The sequence below is a fragment of the Nitrosomonas sp. Nm84 genome, assembly GCF_003201565.1.
GTDB lineage: Bacteria > Pseudomonadota > Gammaproteobacteria > Burkholderiales > Nitrosomonadaceae > Nitrosomonas.
Genome location: NZ_QJJP01000008.1, coordinates 42,141 through 64,510, shown reverse-complemented (window position 1 = coordinate 64,510; position 22,370 = coordinate 42,141). Strand labels below are relative to the sequence as shown.

Below are 22,370 nucleotides of genomic sequence, written 5' to 3'. Positions count from 1 at the left end.
GGAGGCAGATTAATGGCAAAAGATACCAGTAAACTGGATAAGGTAGTTCTTGAAGCACGCCGGAATGCGGAAAAACGTGCCCAAGGGTATCGGGAACAAGCGCTCAAATTGTTTCCATGGGTGTGCGGCGGTTGTGCGCGTACGTTTGACCACAAGAACCTACAGTTGCTGGAAGTGCATCACAAGAACAGTAATCACGACGATAATCCACCCGATGGCAGTAACTGGGAGCTGCTCTGTACCTACTGCCATGAACATGAACACTCCAAGCTGAAAGATGCCATGGGGCGTGTTGATGGTGGAAAAACGGAAACGGTCGCTACGTTCAATCCGTTTGCCGATCTTAAAGATAGACTAAAAAATAAATCGTAATTGCGTAACCACCCACAACCGGATGCCTTGGTAAGAAAATCAAATTGCGCATAAATGGCGTAAAAAGACTCGACCACTCAACATGAAAACGCTCAATTGCAAATTGCCGGACCCTGCTGCGCTTTATCAACGCAGTGCTGATGAGAAAATTCCCGGGTATGTGCGAGAGGCGGGTGATTTGTTGGCGTTGGGTGACGCGAAATTATGCATCGACCACTTGAACAAGGCGGACAAGAAGAATGTTGAATCGCCTTGGGGTTGGATCGTCGCCGCAACGGCGCATTGCCAGCTTGGAAATTTTAAAACAGCAGTTGGCGTTGCGACGCGAGGTCTGCAATATGCTGGAGAAAATTCATATCTGTTGGATTGCTTGGGCGTGGCGCATGCCGGTTTGGGTGACTTGAGCAATGCCAAGAATTCTTTTCAGAAAGCGGCGCAGGCAAACGCCAAGAACGCCAACAGTATCATTAACCTTGCTAACATTCATCTGCTGCATAATGCAATCGATTTAGCATTCGATGTGCTGAGTCGTGGCCTGGCTGCTAATCCTGATGATACTGAAATCAGGCACCTGTATATCCAATTGCATCCGATATGGGTGCTGCCGATTGAGAATGAAAGACTGCGAATAAGAGCTCGTACGCCGCTTGATCATCAGTTTGTGACGGATTGCTATGCCAACGAGTCTTTTATGAGTAACTATAATCGTTATTTGGCGGGCTCACTCCGGCAATTCAAGTCGCAACAGAATGCACATCATCCCGACCGTTTGGCTGTGTATAAGAATAAAAGCATTCAATGGGTCATCGAAAGAATTGATTCTTTGAATCCGGGAGAAATTCACTATACACCGATAGGTCTCGCCTCATTGGCGGAAATTCATTTAGTTCATCGCCGCGCAGAAATTTTGATCGGCTTTCCCGATGCAACAAAATTCAATGGCACCCGCATTCCTTTGACGGCAATGCTGATGATATTGGATTTTGCATTTAATGCGATTGGATTTAATAAGTTGACTAGCATTGTTTATTCAGATAATTCATATGCACAGAAATCAGCGTTAGCAATTGGTTTTAGGCAGGAAGGATTCTTTAAGAACCATCTTCATGATCAGAAGTTGAATGACTGGTTAAGCATTTACCAGAATTCAATGTTGATTGAAGAATTTAAAGAAAATCTAAAGCTTGCGCGCTTTTCGAGTAAATTGATAAGATGTAATTCGCATCGCGCTCAGTTAAGTCTTTTTCGTAGTCTTAATTTTTAAAGGAGTTGTTCTACTATGATAATCAATGGTACAGATGGCAATGATAGGTTACTAGGTACCACGAGGGATGATTCTATATATGGCCTAGCGGGAGATGATACTCTCCTCGGGGATTCAGGTGATGATCTGCTGGAAGGTGGAAAAGGTAACGATACCTTGGACGGTGGTGGAAAAACCGATACCGCGAGCTATTCAAATGCTTCAGGGGCAGTCATAGTAAATCTTGTAACCGGGACTGCAACAGGCGGAGCTGGGAATGATACCTTAATCAATATTGAGAATGTCATGGGTAGTTTCAATTCGGATACTTTACTAGGGGACCTGAATTCGAATGAACTCTATGGAGACTTTGGTGATGACACATTACTGGGTAATAGTGGCTTTGACACACTGACGGGTGGGGATGGTAACGACATTCTGGATGGAGGAGATGACAGTGATACTGCTAGCTATTCAAGCGCTACAGGTACTGTAATTGTGAACCTCTTGACTGGATCAGCGACAGGTGGAGCTGGGAATGATACCTTAATCAAAATTGAAGGTGTAGTGGGTAGTTCTTACGCAGATACTTTAACTGGAGATACGAACGCAAATAGACTCGATGGTGGTGCTGGGAATGATAGCCTCAATGGAGGAGGAGGCGAAGATACATTGGATGGCGGAACTGGCAACGATAAGCTCAATGGTGGCGGCGGCGTTGATATCGCTGATTATTCTAGGGCTACCAGCAGCATTACAGTGGATCTCGAAAAAGGCGTTGCTACCGGAGGGGGAGTAGGAAGTGATACTTTACTCAATATCGAGGCTGTCAGGGGTGGTTTTAGTGTGAGTAATAACCTAACAGGTAATGTTGGTTCGAATGTGCTCTATGGTGGTTTTAGCAACGACAAACTATCCGGCGGTGCTGGCGATGATACGCTGTGGGGGGATGATGGTGATGATACGCTCAATGGTGGCACTGGCGCTGATATCATGGATGGTGGATGGGGTAATGATCACTACATTGTAGATAATGTTGGTGATTTTGTTAGTGAATTTTTCTTTGGCGATCCCGGAGATTTGGGAGGTATTGATAGAGTCAGCAGTAGTGTGACATACACATTACCCGATGACATGGAGAACCTTACATTAACCGGGACATCAGCAATCAATGGTAAAGGCAATGGATTGGATAACATCATTGTCGGGAATGTGAAAAACAACCAGTTAAATGGAAGAGCCGGCAATGATACGCTGGACGGTGGTGCCGGCAATAATGTACTCACTGGTGGAGCAGGTAGAGATGTCTTTAAGTTTACTACAAATGGGCATACCGACAAGATTGCTGACTATAGCGTAGCAGATGACACCATCCAGTTGGAAAATGGGGTATTTACTGCATTAACCGCGACCGGTACATTGGCTGCCGGTCAATTTGTCGTTGGTACGCAAGCGTTAGATAGCAATGATTTCGTTATTTACAACGATGTGACGGGTTCACTGTTATATGACGCAGATGGCAACGGTGCAGGTGCCGCGGTAACCATTGCCGGTGTCGGTGCAGGCTTGGCCATGACCAATGCGGATATCGTGGTAATCTAACGGGCTGCTAATTAGCATAGCAGGTCATTATGATTATAAACCCGATCTTTTTAATAGCCTGCTAGAACAATAGTAGTTTAGCCGGAGAATTATTGTCCAATCGCTGAACAATGATTCTCCGGCAATATTTTGTATGTCAGTAGAAGAAAAGAGAATGGTTGCTTTTGTTCTCTTGGATCATGTAATCCTAGAAATCTCAATCAGTAAAATCAAACGAAAGAAAAGACCAAATCCTGCACATTTGGGATGGAATGCTGGTATTCCCAGAGAGTTAAGATTACCAATGCATGGCTACCTCGAAAACGTTTTTTAACCGCCTGTTGGATTCCTTCATTACGCAGTTGCGTCTAAGTCGGTACAATGCAAGTGTGTGGGCGTGATTTGATCGTCCAGTTGTTACTAGATTTAAATATGCCAATCCCATCATTAGATTCTTTGCAATTACGTACTATCATCGATCCGGACTCCCTGGGATTTTCCGATACTTCGGAACTGCTGCAACAGCCTTTGTCATGGATCGGGCAGGAGCGGGCAGAAGCGGCAGTGCGTTTTGGTTTGAGTATGACGCAGCCCGATTATCATTTATTTGTGTTGGGAGAAGTTGGATCGGGCCGATCCTCGCTGTTACAGCAGGCGTTGATTGCTGCAGCGGCGGATAGATCAACACCGCATGATTTGTGTTATCTATACAACTTCATTGCGCCTGAAAAGCCGTTGGCTTTGCATTTGCCTGCCGGGCAAGGGCGCTTGTTGCGGCAATCTTTGTTGCAACTGGCAAAATCACTGCCCGTGGAAATCACGCAAAGTTTGAATGGGCAGGATTTCAAGATCAAAAGTGATCGCATTGAGAAAAAATGCAGAACAGCAGCCGCAAAAATGTATGCCAAGCTGGACAAAATTGCTGCATCGCTGCATTTCACCATTCATCGTGAGGACGAACAGATTATTTTTACGATGTTGGATGCAGCAGGGGAAATTCTGACGGAAGAAAATTTATTAAAGTTGCCCAGAAACCGCAGAATTGAAGTGGAGCAGGCAGAGCAGCAGCTCCATGAAGCGATCATTCAGTATTTTGAAGCATTCAATGCCATTGACAAAGAAAAGAGTGCAGCAGTGGCAGCGTTGCAGTGTCGTACCGTGCAACCGTTATTAAGTCTTGCCGTGAAGAAGATTCAGGATGGTTTGCAAAAACAATTAAGAAGCAATATCCGTTTAAAGACGTATTTTGAACAGATCACAGCGGATATTCTCGATAATCTGCATCTGTTTACAGCCAACATTAGCGACGAAGAAAAGCGCCAATCGGCGTTGAATCAGATTTTCTCCCATTATCAAATCAATCTTGTGGTGGACAGTGCCGACATGCAGGGGGCGCCCGTCATTGTCGAAGATAATCCATCGTCTTATGCGTTGTTTGGCAGCATTGATTATCAGTTTGAGAGCGGCAAACTGAAAACTGATTTCATGCATATTCGCGCCGGCAGTTTGCTGAAGGCGCATGGTGGTTTTCTCATGTTGCACTTGAGTGATTTGCTGACGGATAGCGAATTATGGTTAAAACTGCGGCGATTCTTGCGCAGTAAGCGGCTGCAAATTGAAGAGCCCGGCTCGACATTGACATCGAGTACGCCTGTTGCGCTCGACCCCGAGGCAGTGGAAGTGGACGTGAAAATCATTTTGATCGGCTCGCGCGATGAATATTATGACCTGCAGGAGATCGATCCTGAATTTATGCGGCGCTTTCGCGTAAAAGTCGACTTTGCCGAGAGCTTTCTTGCCAGTGCGAAAACTTACCATGCATCGGCCATTTTTGTCGCGCATGCTTGCGATACGGCAAAATTGCCGCACTTTTCTGCGGCGGCGGTTGCGCGGTTATTAGAAGAATCGCATCGTGAGGTGGAAGATCAAAAACGCCAGAGTGCTATTTTTGCGCGTACCGAGATGCTGGTGTTGGAGAGTGCCGCACTGTGTACCGCACGTCGTGGACGGACGGTGGCTGTGACCGATATCGATGCCGCACTGCTGGCGCGCATGCACCGTCACAACTACCCGGATTTGAGTGTGCAGGAATTCATTATCGATGGTGAAATCTCCATTGCAGTTGAGGGTGAGAAAGTGGGGCAGCTCAATGCATTGACGCAAATCGATTTGGGCGATTATCGTTTTGGTACGCCGGTGCGGGTTACCGCGCGCACTTTTGCCGGCGAAGACGGCGTGCTGAATATTGCGCGCGAAGTGGAAATGACCGGGCCGATTCATGATAAAGGCGTGTTGATATTGCAAAATTATTTCGCCGCATTGTTTGCGCATATCGCACCGTTGGCGCTCAGCGCATCGATTGTTTTTGAGCAAGAATATACCAGTATCGAAGGAGATTCGGCTTCCTGTGCCGAGTTTTATGTGCTGTTGTCCTCGTTGACGGAATTGCCGCTGAATCAAAGTATCGCAGTCACAGGTGCATTGAATCAATATGGAGAAGTGCTGCCGATTGGTGGCGTCAATGACAAAATTGAAGGTTATTTCAGGTTGTGCGAGAAAATTGGGTTGACCGGCGAACAGGGTGTGCTGATTCCGCATGCCAACCGGCAGCACTTGATGCTGGATAACAAAATCATTGAGGCCGTCGAGAAAGGTTTGTTTGCGATTTACACCATGCAGCATGTTATCCAAGGGCTGGAATTGCTGACCGGATTGCCGGCGGGAGCCTTCGAATCAGGCCGAGCGGTCGGTTATCCCTCTGAAACTGTGCTGGGAGATGCGCAGCGAATGCTGGTGGCTTTCCGTCGCGCCTGTCAATTGTCGCATCACCCTAGAACGGAACATAGGCGACTGCCATCGCGTTCAGATAAATGAACATCGAAACTGGCTGGTTGATGGGTTACTTTTAGAGTACAGGCGGTCACAGTATGAATGCTGCTTCGGAAATGAGCGCTCAGCAACAACGTTATCGAGACGTACGCAAAGTGACGCTGGTTGGATCAGTGTTGGATTTTATGCTGGGTGTTGCCAAGATCGTGGTGGGATGGTTTGCCAATTCGCAAGCGTTGATTGCCGACGGTATTCATTCCTTGTCAGACTTGCTGACTGATTTTATGGTGCTGTATGCCGCCAAGCACTCGCACAGGGCAGCCGATGAAACTCACCCCTATGGGCATGGCCGGATTGAAACGCTGGCAACGGTCAGTCTGGGCGTTGTGTTGGTCATCGTCGCCATCGGCATCGCGACGAGCTCCATCCAGCGGCTCAATGATCCGGGCGTATTATTGGATTTCAGCATATTGGCGCTGCTGGTTGCATTGGTGTCCGTGGTATCCAAGGAATGGATTTATCATTATACGATGGCGGCGGCGCGGCGGTTGCGTTCGGATATGCTGATGGCCAATGCCTGGCACAGCCGCTCCGATGCTTTTTCGTCGATTGTAGTGCTCATTGGTATTGCCGGCGTCATGCTGGGTTATCCTTACCTCGATGCGATCGCCGCAGTGGTAGTGGCTGCGATGATCGCCAAGATCGGCTTTGGTTTGGTGCGTTCCAGCACGCGGGAATTGATCGATACCGCGCTGGATCCTGACAAAGTCAACGCGATTCGGGAGCATATTTATACGGTGAGCGGTGTGCGTTCAATTCACACGCTCAGAACCCGCAAAAGCGCGGGAGATGCTTTTGTTGATGTGCATATCCAGGTCGATCCTCGTTTAAGCGTATCGGAAGGTCATCAGATCGGCGATGCCGTGCGGCGGTGCTTGATGGAACACGTGGATGAGGTGACGGATGTAACGGTGCATATCGATCCGGAAAATGATGAAACCGGTTCACCCTGTAACGAGTTGCCTGCGCGTGAGAAAGTCATCGACGAATTAAAGCAGCGCTGGTTCCAGTTGCCGGCGGCGACAATTGAAACTGTGACGCTGCATTACCTGTCCGGTGAAATTGATGTGGAACTGGATTTGCCGATCGAAATTCTGCAGGACATCAATGAGGCAAAGCATCTGGTACTGGAACTTAAAAAAGCTGTTTCATCGTTGATTTATATTCGTGAAGTGCAAGTGCGGTTTAGGGCTTGATTCGTATACAATGAATTCTGAAGTGATCATCCCTGAAAGCCTGTTTTTCAGGGATGATTGTCTAGGTTATTGCCGGATTACAACTTAAATCACTACAAAATCTGCATTGGTCAAGGCCAAACCGGCGCTCAATGTAGCAATTTGCACTGCCGCAGCCGCGCCACTTGCATCCGCATCGTACAACAATGCCCCCGTTACATTGTTGTATACCACAAAATCATTGGCATCCAGCGCTTGTGTGCCGATTTTGAGTTGGCCTGCCGCTAATGTACCCGGAGTGGTTAATGCGGTAAATACAGCATTCTCCAATTGGATAGTATCATCAGCTGCGATAAAATCAGTAATCGCATCGATGTGGCCTGCGCTAGTCAGTTTGAAGGTATCCTGACCTGCCCCGCCAGTAAGTGTGTTGTTGCCCGCTTTTCCATCGAGCGTATCGTTACCGCCATTCCCTTTCAATTGATTGGCTGCTGAATTGCCTGTCAACTTATTGTTTGAGCCATTTCCTGTCCCATTAATAGCCAATGTACCTGTCAGCGTGAGATTCTCTACGTTGGCCGGTAGAATGTAGCTGATACTACTTTTGACGGTATCCGTGCCTTCATTTAATTTTTCAGTGATTGTGACACCGGCATTGCCAATAATGTAGGTATCATTTCCCAAGTTACCAATCAGCGTATCGTTGCCTCCTTTACCGTTGATAATGTCGTTATACGCAGATCCGCTGATCGTTTGAATATTGATATTGCCTGTCATAGGTAATCCGCTCGTAAGCGAAATCGAAGTGCCAGTAGCAATTTGTAGCCACTCAAGTGAAATTGGAGCATTGTTTCCGATTTTCAGTGACTCGACATTGGCTGCAGTCAACTGATTGCCTAGATAAATTTTTCCATAACCATCGGCAATAATCCAAAGTGAATTGGGATCACTGGTACTGCCGCCTTGTACGCGTACGGCAGAGGCAGGAATATCACCGGGATTGCTACCTGTTAAAATGTGTATCGTGTCACTTCCACTACCTGCTAACTCTGTAACTATATCGGTGTAAGGGTATAAGGTTGTGGTTGAGAAAATACCCGAATACTCATACGTATCATCACCCAAACCGCCGATCAATGTATCGCTACCACCCATACCGTTAATGGTGTCGTTAAATGCAGATCCATTGATTGTTTCGCCACTGGAGCTGCCGGTCATATTGATTCCACTCGTAAGTGAGATTGGGGCATTGTTTCCGATTTTCAGTGACTCAACGTTAGCTGCAGTCAACTGATTACCTAGATAAATTTTTCCATAGCCATCGGCAATAATCCAAAGCGCATTGGGATCACTGGCACTGCCGCCTTGTACGCGTACGGCAGAGGCAGGAATATCACCGGGATTGCTACCTGTTAAAATGTGTATCGTGTCACTTCCACTACCTGCTAACTCTGTAACTATATCGGTGTAAGGGTATAAGGTTGTGGTTGAGAAAATACCCGAATACTCATACGTATCATCACCCAAATCGCCGATCAATGTATCGCTACCACCCAAACCATTGATGGTGTCATCGCTGGTTGTTCCATTCACAGTCTCGCTGCTGCTTGTTCCATTGATTATTGCCATTTTTTTATTCTCCGTAATAAGAGCGAGTGTTATTACCCACTCGGCGCGTATGGTAGCTTGCCGAGTAATTGAAAGTCAATGCAAATAATCATATAAAATAATAAGATAGGTGATAAACTTCATCCCAATAATTGGATGTTTTGGTATTTGTTGGTAGAAGGTGAAGGCAATGAAAAAAATTTGATATCCGTTATAACGGAATCAGGTTTCTTAATACTCCATTAACGGGATGTCAGTGATTGCGTATATAATGACAACTCGTTCATTATCAGAGAACTTGTGCCTTTCAGGCTTTAAATCTTATTCCATTTCTGTAAAACGCTTACCACCATGCGCCCAATATTAAAATCCAGCAAGCTTACCAATGTGTGCTACGACATTCGCGGTCCGGTGATGGAGCGTGCCAAGCAGATGGAGGAGGAAGGTCATCATATTATCAAGTTGAATATCGGCAATCCGGCGACGTTTGGTTTTGATGTGCCGGAGGAGATTTTGCAGGATGTCATTCGCAATTTATCCGATGCTTCCGGGTATTGCGATTCCAAAGGCTTGTTTGCCGCGCGCAAGGCGATCATGCACTACACCCAGGAAAAGCAGATCAAGAATGTGCAGCTGGATGATATTTTTATTGGCAATGGCGTATCCGAGCTGGTGGTGTTGACGATGCAAGCGCTGTTGGATAATGGCGATGAGGTGCTGATTCCGATGCCGGATTATCCGTTATGGACGGCTGCGGTGGTGCTTTCCGGCGGTGTGGCGAGACATTATGTGTGTGACGAAGCATCGGATTGGTCGCCGGATCTGGATGATATTCGCGCCAAAATCAATTCAAGAACACGCGCCATTGTCATCATCAATCCGAATAATCCTACGGGCGCGTTGTATTCGAAGGAATTATTGCTCGAAATCATTGAAATTGCCCGCCAGCATCAATTGATTATTTATGCCGACGAGATTTACGACAAGATTTTGTATGGGGATGCGACGCATACGTCGATTGCTTCATTGGCCGATGACGTGCTGTTTGTGACATTTAATGGGTTATCCAAAAATTACCGCGCAGCGGGCTTTCGCTCGGGCTGGGCGGTGGTTTCGGGTGAAAAGAGTCATGCCCGTGACTACATTGCCGGGCTGAATATGCTTGCTTCGATGCGATTATGCGCCAATGTGCCGTCGCAATTCGGCATTCAGACGGCGTTGGGTGGTTATCAGAGTATTTATGATTTGACGCTGCCAACCGGTCGGCTGATGCGACAACGCGATGTCGCTTGGACAATGCTGACGGATATTCCCGGCGTAAGCTGTTTCAAACCGCAGGCGGCGTTGTATTTGTTTCCGCGTCTGGATCCTGAGGTCTATCCGATTAAAAATGATCAACAGTTTGTACTGGATCTTCTGTTGGAAGAGAAAGTCTTGTTGGTACAGGGTAGTGGTTTTAATTGGCGCCAACCCGATCATTTTCGTGTCGTGTTTCTACCCAATGTTGATGATTTGACCGAAGCCGTCGGTCGCATTGCGCATTTTCTACAGCGCTATCGCAAACGTCATGGCACTAACTGATGCATGCATAAAGTGTCGTGTCGCGGTACGTCATTTGCTAATCTGTAACTTGTATTTTTATATCGGTTATTGAATTAAGTGCTGATAAATTACGGGCAATATATGGGAGAGTCGATCTGGCCGGGCTACAATGGTGTAGCCTCCTTTACCGAATAGATAGGGAAAGTAATCCTGCGCTTTGTGGTCTATCGTGATTCCAAATACGGACAAACCCGCATGGCGGGCCTCAATGATAGCCTGTCGGGTATCTTCGACACCGTAACGACCTTCGTAATAATCGAGATCGTTCGGTTTACCATCGGTCAGCAGCAAGAGCAGACGATGGCGCTCGGTACGATGCGCTAGAAGCTTGCTGGTATGACGCAACGCCGCACCCATACGAGTGTAGTACCCGGGGTGTAATGCCGCGATACGCCGAAGTGTACGGGTATCAAACGCTTCATCAAAGTCTTTCACTTCGGTGACACGCACATAATCCCGCTTGCGTGACGTAAACGTGTATATGGCAAATGTGTCTCGGCAGGTGGCGAGTCCTGTTGCGAGGGTGATTAATGCTTCTTTCTCGATATCCAGGATGCGTCTTCCGCTAATCCAGCTATCCGTGGACAAGGAGACATCCATCAGAATGGCGACACTCAAATCACGAGATTGTTGCCGTGTATTGAGATAAATTCGGTCCGAACTATTGCCGGTTGCATGCAGATCGCATCTTGCACGTACTAAAGCATCCATATCGAGTTCAGCTCCGTCCAGTTGACGATGAAGTTTTTCACGCTTTGGCTGTAGCGCCTCGAATTGACGGCGGATTTTACGAAAACGCTTTCTCGCCTGAAGATCGGGTTCCCAGTGTTGAATACCTTCGGTCGCGTGCTGAAAAATAATTCTGCATTGCTGGGAGTGATACTGTTTGCGTCTGAAATCCCATTCCGGATAAACAAGTTCGGAAATCAATATTGCCGGATTGACGTCGTCCGGCGAGAGATCCAGATCAAACTTCAACCGGGTGGCAGCACGTTGCTCATTAGGACTGAGCGTAATTTCTTCCAGTGCTTCAGCGGCATCCTTAGCGGCACTCTCTTCATCGTCCTGCACTGCTCGGTTGACATTGACCATTTCCGACCAGCTCAGCATCTTTTCGAAGCGGTTCAATAACAACGGGTCATCGCGCGTGCTTTGATCTTGTTTTTCCCGGCGACTTTTCTTTTTGCGCTGTTTCTCATCGGCTTCGGTACTTTGGCCAGCACTATCATCCAGTGCATCAGGTCTGGCATTCATGGATTTTTGATGGGTATTTATTTTGCCCCACAGTGGCACTGGCAGAAAAGCGCGATAATTCTTAGCAGCGTGCCATGACGTAAAGTCGGGAACCGGTTGCTGGACGGCTTGCAAAAAATCATCTCCCGATGCATGCGTACACAGTTGTGCTCCCAGCATTACCTGAATCACGCTTTCGATGGCTTGCTCTTGCGCCGTCAATGGTCGATGTGGTCGCTGTTCCCGGATGGCTGCGCAAAGCCTGCGGTAATTCTGCGCCAGACCCGGATAACGCTGACTAGTATGGATGCTTGTCCAGTAAGCCTGATGCAAAAATGCAAGATCGGCTTGTAGAGGATCGTGGCGTTTTAGCGACGACGAATAGTTGTAGTTATTCACTGTGGCGAAGAATGCGGCGAGCCAGAAATAATGCTGCCGGTTCAGATCGCTTTCGGGGAAATAGTCCAGTGCTTCCGGAAGTAACATGCGTTCCGTGTTGCATTCAATCGGATCCAGCGATTCTTGCATCAAACCGAGACGTTGCCGCAATGTCAGACGATGTGCCGACGCTTGTGGCGTTCCTGCAATGATAGCCACGCCCGGCGCACCGCCTAGACCGCGAAAAAAAATACCGAGCGCAGTGCGCACACTATTCAGTGATACCGCTGCCTCCGGATAATGCCGATAACTGGGGGATTTGCCAATCATCTGGTGCCACAAGCGACCGGTTTGTTCTTCCAACTCGGTCAATTCAAGCCAGTTCATGGTTGGCCGAAAGTTGCGCTAATCAGTTCGAGCAATCCCTGCTTGACTTCCGGATCGTCACATAACGGTTCCACCAGTGCCGCTTCAGCAGCCTGATAGGGCTCATAACCATTCTTCATTAACGTGGCGCAGTAGATCAGCAAGCGTGTAGACACCACTTCTTCCAGATCAATGTCTTTCAATGCTCGCAGCCGTTGTGCTAGTGTGGCGAGGGTGATGCACTGTGATTCGGGTAAACCGCTTTCGGCGGCAATGATTTGAGCTTCAATAGCAGGCGGAGGAAAATCAAAGCTGATGGAAACGAAGCGTTGGCGTGTGCTGGGCTTCAGGGATTTGAGAATATTCTGATAGCCTGGATTGTAGGACACTACCAACATGAATTGGTGGGAAGCTTTCAGTAATTCTCCGGTGCGCTCCAGTGGCAGCATCCGCCGGTCATCGGTCAAGGGGTGCAGGACGACTGTTACATCCTTGCGTGCTTCAACGACTTCATCCAGATAACAGATACCGCCTTCGCGCACGGCACGAGTTAGCGGCCCATCAACCCACTTTGTTTCGCCGCCTTGCAACAAGTAACGCCCGGTCAAATCTGCCGCTGTCAAATCATCGTGACAGGAGACCGTGTGCAACGGCCGCCCTAGACGAGCGGCCATGTGTGTAACAAACCGGGTTTTGCCACAACCGGTAGGCCCTTTGATCAGCAGCGGCAGGCCTTCACGATAGGCAGTTTCAAACAGTGCGCATTCATTACCAGTTGGCCGGTAAAATGGAATGAATTCGGTAACTTGTGGATCATGTACTTGCACAGATAGCCTTCGGAGCGATGTTGTGATCGATCATCGGGTGTTAATGTGCGTGCTTTGACGTTAAGGCCCGCTCGCGTGCCGGCCCGAATGCCGCATAGATGAACATTAATGCACCAATAATGAAAAATACTCCGGCACCAAGGCGCAGCCAGTAAAATAATTCAATTTGTGATTGTACATGCATGTACCCCATTTCCAGCACGCGTTGCAGATGCGTTTGCAGAATACCTGCGAATATCAGCGCAAACGTAATGCCGATCATGGCGGTATTCATGAGCCAGAAACTCCAGATATTCAAAGTTTGATTGTAAGGCTGCAGTTTACGCAATGCCGGTAGTGCATAAGTAAAGAACGCCAGATTCAGCATGACATAAGCGCCGTAAAATGCCAAGTGACCATGAGCAGCTGTTAGTTGCGTACCATGCGTATAGAAATTAATCGACGGAAAGCTGTGCATCAGGCCGAGCAATCCGGCGCCGATGAAGGCCATGACCGGGCAACCCAGACTCCAGAGAATGGCTGCTTTGTTGGGGTGATCCCGGCCGCTTTTCTTGACCAGGTAAAAAGCCCACAGCATCATGGCAAAAAATGGAACAACTTCCAGAAAAGAAAATATGAGACCGATCCAGTGCCAATATTCTGGTGCGCCAATCCAGTAGTAATGATGGCCCGTTCCAAGTAAACCACTGAACAATGAAAAACCGACAATCACATACAGCCATTTCTCAATCACTTCGCGATCGACGCCGGTTAGTTTGATTAGCAGGAATGCCAGCATGGCTGCCATAATCAATTCCCACACACCTTCCACCCATACATGCACCACCCACCACCAATACAATTTATCGACGGCGAGATTGTCAGGATTGTAAAAGGCGAACATGAAGAAGATAGCCGCACCCCACAAACCTAGCAGCAACACGATCGATACCACAGTTTTGCGCCCTTTGAGCACAGTCATGGTGACATTGTAAATAAATATCAGGAAAGCGATGACCATCAAGATTTTGACCCAAAAAGGCTGCTCCAGAAATTCTCGCCCTTCATGTACGCCTGAAAGGTAACTGCCGACCGCAGCCAATGCGGCAAAGACAAAAATGCCCAATTGCAGCCATGCGAGTTTTGGGCTGTGAATTTCCCGTTCGCTTTCTTCCGGAATTAAGAAATAGCTGGCGCCAAAATAACCCAGCAACAACCAAACCAGCAACGCATTCGTGTGTATCATCCGGAAAATATGGAAAGGCACCGCTTCAGAGAGAAAATTAGGAAACACATAAACAGTGCCTGCCAGCAGACCGGCCAGAACTTGAACCAGAAACAATGCCAAAGCAGCGACAAAATAGGGAAAAGCAAGCCCCTGCGAATGATATTTCATTGCTATGCCTCCATGAAGACGTCTTGATAAATAAATGTGGTTGAAAAATTGAGAGGATTAGCCCGATATGCCGGGAGGCCAGCCAAGGGTATTGATACGGCTTGTCCACTCCAGAAAATCCACCAAGTCGTCCAGTTCTTGCTCGGTTAAATTAAATTGAGGCATCTGCCGCCGCCCTTCGATACGGGTCGGTTGCGCGCGCATCCAGGCCTTGAGTCCCGCCCTGGCACCTTCCGGACTTTGCTTGCCACCGTAACGAATCCAAACATTGCCTAACTCAGGAGCAAAATAAGCGCCTTCCCCAAGCAGTGAATGGCAATTGATGCAGGAATGACGTTCCCACACATGCTTACCCCGGACAACCGATTCTGTCAACGTGGACTCATCGGTCGCAGTGGTTTTCATGTAAAAGTGACTATGAATGGTTAGAACCGTGAAAGCTGCCAGAAAAAAAATAGAACCGCCATAGAAAATATTGCGGGCAGCTGATTTGGTTAAATACTCGGCCATAATGCGCTATTCCTCCTTGATAGACAGTAAAAGACCCTTTTAGTATAAAGGTATATTATCCATAATTATCAGATGGATATAGCATTTTTCTAGAATTTGGATTCAATTCTAACTCAAAAAATTTAATAATAAAAGCTAAGTTTCATAGTGCAGTAGTAATTAAAGATCTTTTGAGCATGCAATGCGTGCATGTCTAAGGATTTGGGCAGTAAAGGTGACAATGTCAGTAATTTGCAATAACTTCATATTCCTTACCTTTCTGCTCGTATATAATCCAATCCGTCTAATTTTATTAATCTATTTTATCTTTAATTTATGAAACCCATTCATATTGGCCTGTTAGGTGTTGGTACCGTTGGTGGCGGCACATATACTGTTCTTAAACGTAACCATGAGGAAATTGCCCGTCGTGCGGGACGTGATATTGTCATCACCATGATTGCGGATAAGGATCTGGAAAAAGCGCGCAAAATGGCGGATCCGGGAGTAATGGTCACTGATAATGCGCATGAGATTACCACCCATCCGGATATCGATATCGTGGTTGAGTTAATTGGTGGCCAAACCATTGCCAAAGACCTGATACTGGAAGCAATCGCACATGGCAAACATGTCGTGACGGCAAATAAAGCTTTATTGGCCAATCATGGTACGGAAATTTTTGCGGTGGCGCGCGCCAAGGGTGTGATCGTTGCGTTTGAAGCCGCAGTTGCTGGCGGTATTCCGATTATCAAAGCATTGCGCGAAGGATTGACCGCCAATCGCATTACTTGGATTGCCGGCATTATCAATGGTACGGCGAATTTTATTTTGTCGGAAATGCGCGAAAAGGGATTATCTTTTGCAGAAGTGTTAGCACAAGCGCAAAAACTTGGTTATGCCGAAGCCGATCCTACCTATGATATTGAAGGGATTGATGCCGCACACAAAATCACGTTGATGTCAGCAATCGCGTTCGGTATTCCGGTGCAATTCAGCAAAGTGTATACCGAAGGTATTACCCAATTGACCGGAGAGGATATCCGTTACGCTGAAGAATTAGGTTATCGCATTAAACTGCTGGGGATTACTAAACGTGTTGAAAAAGGTATCGAGTTGCGCGTGCATCCTACGCTCATTCCTGAGCGGCGATTAATTGCCAATGTCGAGGGCGTGATGAATGCTGTTGTCGTCAGAGGCGATGCGGTGGGCGCAACGCTATACTACGGTGCAGGTGCGGGCGCTGAGCCGACGGCCAGTTCGGTGATTGCGGATTTGGTGGACGTCACGCGTATGCAAACGGCTGATCCGATGCATCGTGTTCCAACGCTGTCATTCCAGCCGGATTTGTTGTCGGATACGCCAGTGATTTCGATGGAAGACGTGGAAACTTCGTACTATCTGCGCATGCAGGTGATCGATAAACCCGGTGTGATGGCGGAAATCACCCGCATCGTGGCGGATAATGATATTTCCATTAGCGCCCTGATTCAAAAGGAACCCAGTAGTGATTCCGACCGCGTCAATATCATTATGTTGACGCACTTGACGGTGGAGAGAAATATCAACGCGGCCATTGCCCGTATTGAATCGCTGCCGGTGGTGACGAATAAAGTCATTCGTATTCGCATCGAAGAATTAAATAACTAGGAATTGAATCATCGGAATGGGTGCAATGATGAGCATTGCATTCATTTTTCAGAAATTTCCCCTGTTTTTTAACGCTATTGTGTGATGCAATAGCCTTTATTCAAACTCAATCCATTAAAAATAAGCATGCGTTATATTTCAACCCGCGGTGGAATGCCGCCCAAACCGTTTTCTGAAATCCTGTTAAGTGGCCTGTCTCCCGATGGTGGATTGGCGATACCCGAAGCGTATCCTCAAATCACAGCAGCGGAATTGAATGCGTGGCGTGGCTTGAGTTACCCGGCGCTTGCATTCGAGATCCTGTCGCGCTTTGTCGATGATATTCCTGCCAATGATTTGCGCAATCTGATCCTTCAGACATATACCGCCGAAGTGTTTGGCAGTAGGGATATTACGCCGCTTAAAACATTGGAGCCGGGTTTGCATATTCTGAGTTTGTCGAATGGACCGACCTTGGCGTTCAAGGATATCGCCATGCAATTGCTCGGTAATTTGTTCCAATATCAATTGACGAAAACCGGCGACGAGTTGAACATTCTCGGTGCGACATCGGGCGATACCGGTTCGAGTGCCGAATATGCCATGCGCGGCAAGCAAGGTATCCGTGTTTTTATGCTGTCGCCGCTGGGAAAGATGAGCCGTTTTCAAACCGCGCAAATGTTTTCGCTGCAAGACAAAAATATTTTTAACATCGCCATTCGCGGCGTGTTCGACGATTGCCAGGATATCGTCAAGGCGGTCAGTAATGATCACGCTTTCAAGCAGGCACGCCGCATCGGCACGGTCAACTCGATCAATTGGGCACGCATCGTCGCGCAAGTGGTGTATTACTTCAAAGGCTATTTTGCCGCGACGAAAAGCAATGATGAGCAGGTTTCATTTGCCGTGCCGTCCGGCAACTTCGGCAACATTTGCGCCGGCCACGTGGCACGCATGATGGGATTGCCGATCAAGCACTTGATTCTGGCGACCAATGAAAATGACGTGCTGGATGAGTTTTTTACAACCGGCGTATACCGTCCGCGTACTACCACGGAAACCCAACACACTAGCAGCCCGTCGATGGATATTTCCAAAGCCTCCAACTTCGAGCGCTTCATTTTCGACCTGACCGGCAGAAACGCCAAGCAAGTTGCCGAATTATGGTCGCAAGTCGACAAAGGTCAAGCCTTTGATTTATCGACCACACCGCTATTTGCCAAAATCAAGGATTACGGCTTTGTCTCCGGCAGCAGTAATCATGCGAGCCGGATTGCGATGATTCACGACATCTATCGGCGCTATCATGTGCTTGTCGATACACATACCGCAGACGGCCTAAAGGTCGGGCAAGCGCACCGTGAAGCAGGCGTGCCGCTAATTTGCCTGGAAACCGCATTACCCGTCAAATTTTCTGAGAGCATTCAGGAAGCCATTGGGCAAGAACCGCAACGTCCGGCGGGGTTTGAGAATCTGGAAGATTTACCGCAGCGGTTTGTGGTTAAGGATGCCGATGTACAGGCGATCAAGACGTATATTGACGAGCAGTGTGAAGTGGTTTTATAAGAATAATCTCTACATGCGGTAAGATGCAATGCTAATTGAGCCAAACAAAGTGTGAAACGATTATTTAAAGCAAACCGCCAATGATTGTATATCACTTCACTCCTTCCGAATTCGCCCTGAAAGCATTGCGTGATCGCCGTCTGAAAATTTCGCGCATTAATGAGCTGAATGATCCATTTGAATTTTGTGCTGCCGATTTTTCCCATAGTGATACCAAAGCTAAGCTGGAAACATTCAAGAATCAAGTGAACGAGCAGTATGGTGTCATTTGTTTTTCAGAGCACTATCATGATCCGGTGCTGTGGAGTCATTATGCCGATGGTCACCGCGGTGTTGCGTTGGTGTTTGAAATTCCCGATGACCAAGTGATCTCTATTGATTATCAGCCTGAGCGCTTGCGCTTGGATGTCGATGCCATTATTCAGTGCGGCGGTTTTTCTGAATCCGATTTAAATAAACTCATTTCAACCAAGTTTTCCAGCTGGCGTTACGAAAAAGAGATACGGATGATGTGCGGCCTGAACGATCACTTTTGTCAAATCGATTCAAAAGGGAAAAAGGTTTACTTTGAATCATTAAGCTTGGAATCTTTTGGTCTGGATCCGTTGAAGTTAATCGGATTGATCCGCGGCATCCGATGCGATTTGACTCCTACGGATATTGCGAGCGAATTACTGGCAGCGGATACGCTCCCAGTTCAGGATATCCAATTGGATTTATCGTCTTTCCAAATCATTTCCGGTAAAACTTACCCGGTCGATGGCGTGCGATCCTTTTCCGCTTGTTGCTTTAGGGTTTGATTATGATGGGATTTAACAGGCCGTTGAAAAACGTTTTCGAGGCTGCCGATACAAGGCAAAAACAGGCGAGAAAGCGCAGTTTATGCGTAATAAGTGAGCATTTTGAGCTTGTTTTTAACACCGTAGCGACAACGCAGATAGTTTTTCAATGGCCTGTTAAAGCTGTGTAGTTTTGGTGCCGGGCTTGTACATTTGGCATGCTCTTTACTTCTTTTCAATCTGCTCATGTCAACCGTATGGATTGGCACTCAAATCTGCGCAAGCCGGAATCATCGCTCGTTAAGTGACATCAACCCCAGGCCATAGCGTTCTAGAAACCATTCCTGGGGTTTGTCGAATTCCTATTGTACGCTTAATTTCCTTTTTTCAATTCATCGCACTTATCGACAAATGCTTGCCGTGCAACTTCGTCGTTCCTGAAAGTTGACAGTGATGACTCCAATCCTCTGCCCGAACAATTCACCGAATTTGCTTCGGGAACTCCGTCGCAACCGATTAGAGCGAAACTAAGGCCAATCATACAAACGACGCTATATTTAAAATTCATCTAAAATTTTCCTTTATAAAATATTGACTATGGCTTGATGGCTATGTCCGATTTCTCAATCAGTTGGCGCTGGTTCGGCCACACGAACCTAACGTTCCAATTCTACCTGAATCCTCACGGTCTTTGTATTTTTGCCATGCTTCAGCACATGCATGACGCATTGACACTGCGCCCATGCATTGTATGTGCATAAAGCTGTAAGGTCTGCTTCCCCAAGCGCCATGAGCAACTTGGCTTGTTGGATTAGAAAGACAAGTCAAACTATGCTAATCTGGCTTTGAGTCTGTATACTTCGCAATATTCTGAGTTGTTTTTGTCGACTATAGGCAGTATTCAAATCGTCCGGAGCCAGTAATGAAATTTTCTATTTACCGCTATGATCCCGATAAAGATGAACAACCTTACATGCGCGATTACGATGTGCAGTTGGCGGCGACCGATAAGATGCTGCTGGATGTATTGTTGCGTATTAAATCGATTGACGACAGTTTGAGTCTGCGCCGATCGTGCCGTGAAGGCGTATGCGGTTCGGATGCGATGAATATCAATGGGCGCAATGGATTGGCGTGTATTACGCCGATCAGTAGTTTGAAGGAGCCGGTAGAAATACGTCCATTGCCGGGATTGCCAGTGATTCGCGACCTGATTGTCGATATGACGCAATTCTACCAACAGTATCATTCCATTAAACCTTATTTGATCAATAATGATCCGCCACCGGAAACGGAACGACTGCAATCGCCGGAGGAGCGGGCTGCGCTGGACGGCGTCTATGAATGTATTCTATGCGCTTGCTGTACGACATCCTGTCCTTCATTTTGGTGGAATCCGGATAAGTTTGTGGGTCCCGCGGGGTTATTGCAAGCTTATCGTTTTCTGGCAGATAGTCGCGATCAGGCGACCGCTGAGAGATTGGACAATCTGGAAGACCCCTATCGCTTGTTTCGCTGTCATTCCATTATGAATTGTGTTGACGCGTGCCCTAAAGGCTTGAATCCTACCCAGGCAATCGGCAAAATCAAGGACATGATGGTGAAAAGGATGGTATGAAGGAATTTGAGCGTGCACGCTGGCGATGTCGGCGCGGTCTGCTTGAATTGGATATTGTTTTGCAACGTTTTATGGATCAGTATTACAGGCAGTTGGATCAGCATGGGCTGGAACAATTTGAACGATTGCTGTCCCTCCCGGACAATGATTTGTGGGATTTGATCACGGCACGGCAGGTCACGACAGATGATAACTTGCAACAGATCGTGGAATTGCTACAAAAGAGTTAGATTCTAGAGGGCATTCTGCGGTTCTGAAGCTTTCTAATCGTGCATACTAGTCAATCGTACGCAACAAGTGGAGAAGTAATATGGCACAAAAAGGCATGGCAACTTTAAATCTCAATGATGGCAGTGCGCCCATCGAATTACCTATTTTGTCGGGAACGATGGGTCCCGATGTGATCGATATTCGCGCACTGCACGCAAAGAGTGGCTTATTTACTTATGATCCGGGCTATCTATCGACAGCCAGCAATAGTTCCAACATCACATACATTGACGGTGACGAAGGAATCTTGTTATATCGTGGCTATCCCATCGAACAACTTGCTACGCACTGCGATTTTATCGATGTCTGCTATTTGTTGATGAAAGGTGAGTTACCCGATACTGCGCAGAAATCCGAGTTTAACCGTGCCATCAAAAATCATTCGATGTTGCACGAACAACTGGTCAAATTTTATAGTGGATTCCGGCGTGATGCGCATCCGATGGCGGTCATGGTGGGTGTGGTCGGTGCATTATCGGCGTTTTATCATGAAGCGTTGGATATTTCCGATCCGGCGTATCGGGAGCAATCCGCGTACCGGCTCATTGCAAAACTGCCTACGATTGCTGCGATGGCGTATAAATACAATATCGGCCAACCTTTTATCTATCCGCAGAATCGATTAGGTTATGCAGAAAATTTCCTGCACATGATGTTTGCGGTACCGACTGAAGAGTATCAAGCAAATCCGGTGATTGTCCGCGCATTGGATCGGATTTTGATTTTACATGCCGATCATGAACAAAACGCTTCTACGTCAACGGTACGTCTGGTTGGTTCCAGCGGTGCGAATCCGTTCGCTTGCGTTTCGGCGGGAATTTCATGTCTATGGGGACCTGCACACGGCGGCGCCAATGAGGCTTGTTTGAAAATGCTGGAAGAAATCGGCGATGTTACCCGTATCGATGAGTTTATTAAACGTGCCAAAGATAAGAATGATAATTATCGATTAATGGGTTTTGGTCACCGGGTCTATAAGAATTTTGATCCTCGGGCAAAACTGATGCGCGAAACCTGTCATGAGGTTTTAAATGAATTGGGATTGCACAATGATCGCTTGTTTAAACTGGCGCTACAGCTTGAAAAGATTGCTTTGGAAGACGACTATTTCATTTCCCGGAAACTCTATCCGAATGTCGATTTTTATTCCGGTATCGTGCAGCGTGCCTTAGGGATACCCACCAGCATGTTTACTGCTATTTTCGCCATGGCAAGAACAGTCGGATGGGTGGCGCAATGGAGCGAAATGGTTTCCGATCCGGCTTATAAAATCGGGCGGCCGCGCCAATTGTATACCGGTACCACGATGCGGGATATCCCCAGTTCGTATTCAAGAAAATAGCATTCTTTGATATTAAGGGCTGCCTATC

General features: G+C 47.3%; 18 protein-coding genes. 13 read left to right on the top strand and 5 right to left on the bottom strand.

The window, feature by feature from the left end; all coding sequences use genetic code 11:
• Positions 1-12: 12 nt before the first annotated feature.
• From C8R34_RS06020 to C8R34_RS05995, 6 genes are all read left to right on the top strand, one after another.
• On the top strand, positions 13-372 hold the full coding sequence (locus C8R34_RS06020) for a YajD family HNH nuclease (protein WP_110338812.1): 360 nt from the start codon (positions 13-15) through the stop codon (positions 370-372).
• 82 nt (positions 373-454) lie between these two features.
• Positions 455-1,636: a GNAT family N-acetyltransferase gene (locus tag C8R34_RS06015; protein ID WP_110338810.1), complete on the top strand. Its 1,182-nt coding sequence runs from the start codon at positions 455-457 to the stop codon at positions 1,634-1,636.
• Between the two features lie 15 nt (positions 1,637-1,651).
• Positions 1,652-3,217, top strand: a complete 1,566-nt coding sequence (locus tag C8R34_RS06010; protein ID WP_110338808.1) for a calcium-binding protein — start codon at positions 1,652-1,654, stop codon at positions 3,215-3,217.
• A gap of 133 nt (positions 3,218-3,350) precedes the next feature.
• Positions 3,351-3,530, top strand: coding sequence for a hypothetical protein (locus C8R34_RS06005; protein ID WP_110338806.1), 180 nt, complete (start codon positions 3,351-3,353; stop codon positions 3,528-3,530).
• A 98-nt stretch (positions 3,531-3,628) separates the two neighbouring features.
• Positions 3,629-6,070 carry a Lon protease family protein gene (locus C8R34_RS06000; protein ID WP_110338864.1) on the top strand — a complete coding sequence of 814 codons (2,442 nt, stop codon included), beginning with the start codon at positions 3,629-3,631 and terminating at the stop codon, positions 6,068-6,070.
• A gap of 53 nt (positions 6,071-6,123) precedes the next feature.
• Positions 6,124-7,281 carry a cation diffusion facilitator family transporter gene (locus C8R34_RS05995; protein ID WP_110338804.1) on the top strand — a complete coding sequence of 386 codons (1,158 nt, stop codon included), beginning with the start codon at positions 6,124-6,126 and terminating at the stop codon, positions 7,279-7,281.
• Positions 7,282-7,365: 84 nt separating this feature from the next.
• Here C8R34_RS05995 and C8R34_RS05990 read toward each other — a convergent pair whose 3' ends face one another.
• Complete coding sequence (locus C8R34_RS05990; protein ID WP_110338802.1) at positions 7,366-8,889, bottom strand: calcium-binding protein; 1,524 nt, start codon at positions 8,887-8,889, stop codon at positions 7,366-7,368.
• A gap of 330 nt (positions 8,890-9,219) precedes the next feature.
• On the opposite strand from C8R34_RS05990, the gene C8R34_RS05985 reads away from it, so the two are divergent.
• Entirely contained in the window at positions 9,220-10,449 is a 1,230-nt protein-coding gene (locus tag C8R34_RS05985; RefSeq protein ID WP_110338800.1) for a pyridoxal phosphate-dependent aminotransferase, read from the top strand.
• A 66-nt stretch (positions 10,450-10,515) separates the two neighbouring features.
• Here the strand turns inward: C8R34_RS05985 and C8R34_RS05980 are convergent, their stop codons facing one another.
• The 4 genes from C8R34_RS05980 to C8R34_RS05965 are packed head-to-tail and all read right to left on the bottom strand — an operon-like array spanning position 10,516 to position 15,159.
• Entirely contained in the window at positions 10,516-12,468 is a 1,953-nt protein-coding gene (locus C8R34_RS05980; RefSeq protein WP_110338798.1) for a nitric oxide reductase activation protein NorD, read from the bottom strand.
• A complete protein-coding gene (locus tag C8R34_RS05975; RefSeq protein ID WP_110338796.1) occupies positions 12,465-13,274 on the bottom strand; it encodes a CbbQ/NirQ/NorQ/GpvN family protein in 810 nt (269 codons plus the stop codon). Before C8R34_RS05975 ends, C8R34_RS05980 begins: the two co-directional genes overlap by 4 nt.
• 40 nt (positions 13,275-13,314) lie before the next feature.
• Positions 13,315-14,649: a cbb3-type cytochrome c oxidase subunit I gene (locus C8R34_RS05970; protein ID WP_110338794.1), complete on the bottom strand. Its 1,335-nt coding sequence runs from the start codon at positions 14,647-14,649 to the stop codon at positions 13,315-13,317.
• Between the two features lie 57 nt (positions 14,650-14,706).
• Entirely contained in the window at positions 14,707-15,159 is a 453-nt protein-coding gene (locus C8R34_RS05965) for a cytochrome c (RefSeq protein WP_110338792.1), read from the bottom strand.
• A 315-nt stretch (positions 15,160-15,474) separates the two neighbouring features.
• Between C8R34_RS05965 and C8R34_RS05960 the strand changes: the two genes are divergently transcribed.
• From C8R34_RS05960 to gltA, 6 genes are all read left to right on the top strand, one after another.
• A complete protein-coding gene (locus C8R34_RS05960) occupies positions 15,475-16,788 on the top strand; it encodes a homoserine dehydrogenase (RefSeq protein WP_110338790.1) in 1,314 nt (437 codons plus the stop codon).
• A gap of 126 nt (positions 16,789-16,914) precedes the next feature.
• Positions 16,915-18,333: a threonine synthase gene (gene thrC / locus C8R34_RS05955; RefSeq protein ID WP_110338788.1), complete on the top strand. Its 1,419-nt coding sequence runs from the start codon at positions 16,915-16,917 to the stop codon at positions 18,331-18,333.
• Between the two features lie 80 nt (positions 18,334-18,413).
• Positions 18,414-19,133: a DUF2971 domain-containing protein gene (locus C8R34_RS05950; RefSeq protein WP_110338786.1), complete on the top strand. Its 720-nt coding sequence runs from the start codon at positions 18,414-18,416 to the stop codon at positions 19,131-19,133.
• 901 nt (positions 19,134-20,034) lie between these two features.
• Positions 20,035-20,730, top strand: a complete 696-nt coding sequence (locus C8R34_RS05940) for a succinate dehydrogenase iron-sulfur subunit (protein WP_110338782.1) — start codon at positions 20,035-20,037, stop codon at positions 20,728-20,730.
• Positions 20,727-20,960, top strand: a complete 234-nt coding sequence (locus C8R34_RS05935) for a succinate dehydrogenase assembly factor 2 (protein WP_110338780.1) — start codon at positions 20,727-20,729, stop codon at positions 20,958-20,960. Before C8R34_RS05940 ends, C8R34_RS05935 begins: the two co-directional genes overlap by 4 nt.
• An 80-nt stretch (positions 20,961-21,040) precedes the next feature.
• Positions 21,041-22,342, top strand: a complete 1,302-nt coding sequence (gene gltA, locus C8R34_RS05930) for a citrate synthase (RefSeq protein WP_110338778.1) — start codon at positions 21,041-21,043, stop codon at positions 22,340-22,342.
• Positions 22,343-22,370: the final 28 nt, after the last annotated feature.

Bases quoted from the DNA above. Each gene is read 5' to 3' on its own strand.
- C8R34_RS05990 (WP_110338802.1), bottom strand. From the start codon at position 8,889: ATGGCAATAATCAATGGAACAAGCAGCAGCGAGACTGTGAATGGAACA.
- gltA (WP_110338778.1), top strand. From the start codon at position 21,041: ATGGCACAAAAAGGCATGGCAACTTTAAATCTCAATGATGGCAGTGCG.
- C8R34_RS05985 (WP_110338800.1), top strand. From the start codon at position 9,220: ATGCGCCCAATATTAAAATCCAGCAAGCTTACCAATGTGTGCTACGAC.
- C8R34_RS05980 (WP_110338798.1), bottom strand. From the start codon at position 12,468: ATGAACTGGCTTGAATTGACCGAGTTGGAAGAACAAACCGGTCGCTTG.
- C8R34_RS05995 (WP_110338804.1), top strand. From the start codon at position 6,124: ATGAATGCTGCTTCGGAAATGAGCGCTCAGCAACAACGTTATCGAGAC.
- C8R34_RS05940 (WP_110338782.1), top strand. From the start codon at position 20,035: ATGAAATTTTCTATTTACCGCTATGATCCCGATAAAGATGAACAACCT.
- C8R34_RS06000 (WP_110338864.1), top strand. From the start codon at position 3,629: ATGCCAATCCCATCATTAGATTCTTTGCAATTACGTACTATCATCGAT.
- C8R34_RS05960 (WP_110338790.1), top strand. From the start codon at position 15,475: ATGAAACCCATTCATATTGGCCTGTTAGGTGTTGGTACCGTTGGTGGC.
- C8R34_RS06010 (WP_110338808.1), top strand. From the start codon at position 1,652: ATGATAATCAATGGTACAGATGGCAATGATAGGTTACTAGGTACCACG.
- C8R34_RS06005 (WP_110338806.1), top strand. From the start codon at position 3,351: ATGTCAGTAGAAGAAAAGAGAATGGTTGCTTTTGTTCTCTTGGATCAT.
- C8R34_RS06015 (WP_110338810.1), top strand. From the start codon at position 455: ATGAAAACGCTCAATTGCAAATTGCCGGACCCTGCTGCGCTTTATCAA.
- thrC (WP_110338788.1), top strand. From the start codon at position 16,915: ATGCGTTATATTTCAACCCGCGGTGGAATGCCGCCCAAACCGTTTTCT.
- C8R34_RS05965 (WP_110338792.1), bottom strand. From the start codon at position 15,159: ATGGCCGAGTATTTAACCAAATCAGCTGCCCGCAATATTTTCTATGGC.
- C8R34_RS05970 (WP_110338794.1), bottom strand. From the start codon at position 14,649: ATGAAATATCATTCGCAGGGGCTTGCTTTTCCCTATTTTGTCGCTGCT.
- C8R34_RS05950 (WP_110338786.1), top strand. From the start codon at position 18,414: ATGATTGTATATCACTTCACTCCTTCCGAATTCGCCCTGAAAGCATTG.
- C8R34_RS05935 (WP_110338780.1), top strand. From the start codon at position 20,727: ATGAAGGAATTTGAGCGTGCACGCTGGCGATGTCGGCGCGGTCTGCTT.
- C8R34_RS06020 (WP_110338812.1), top strand. From the start codon at position 13: ATGGCAAAAGATACCAGTAAACTGGATAAGGTAGTTCTTGAAGCACGC.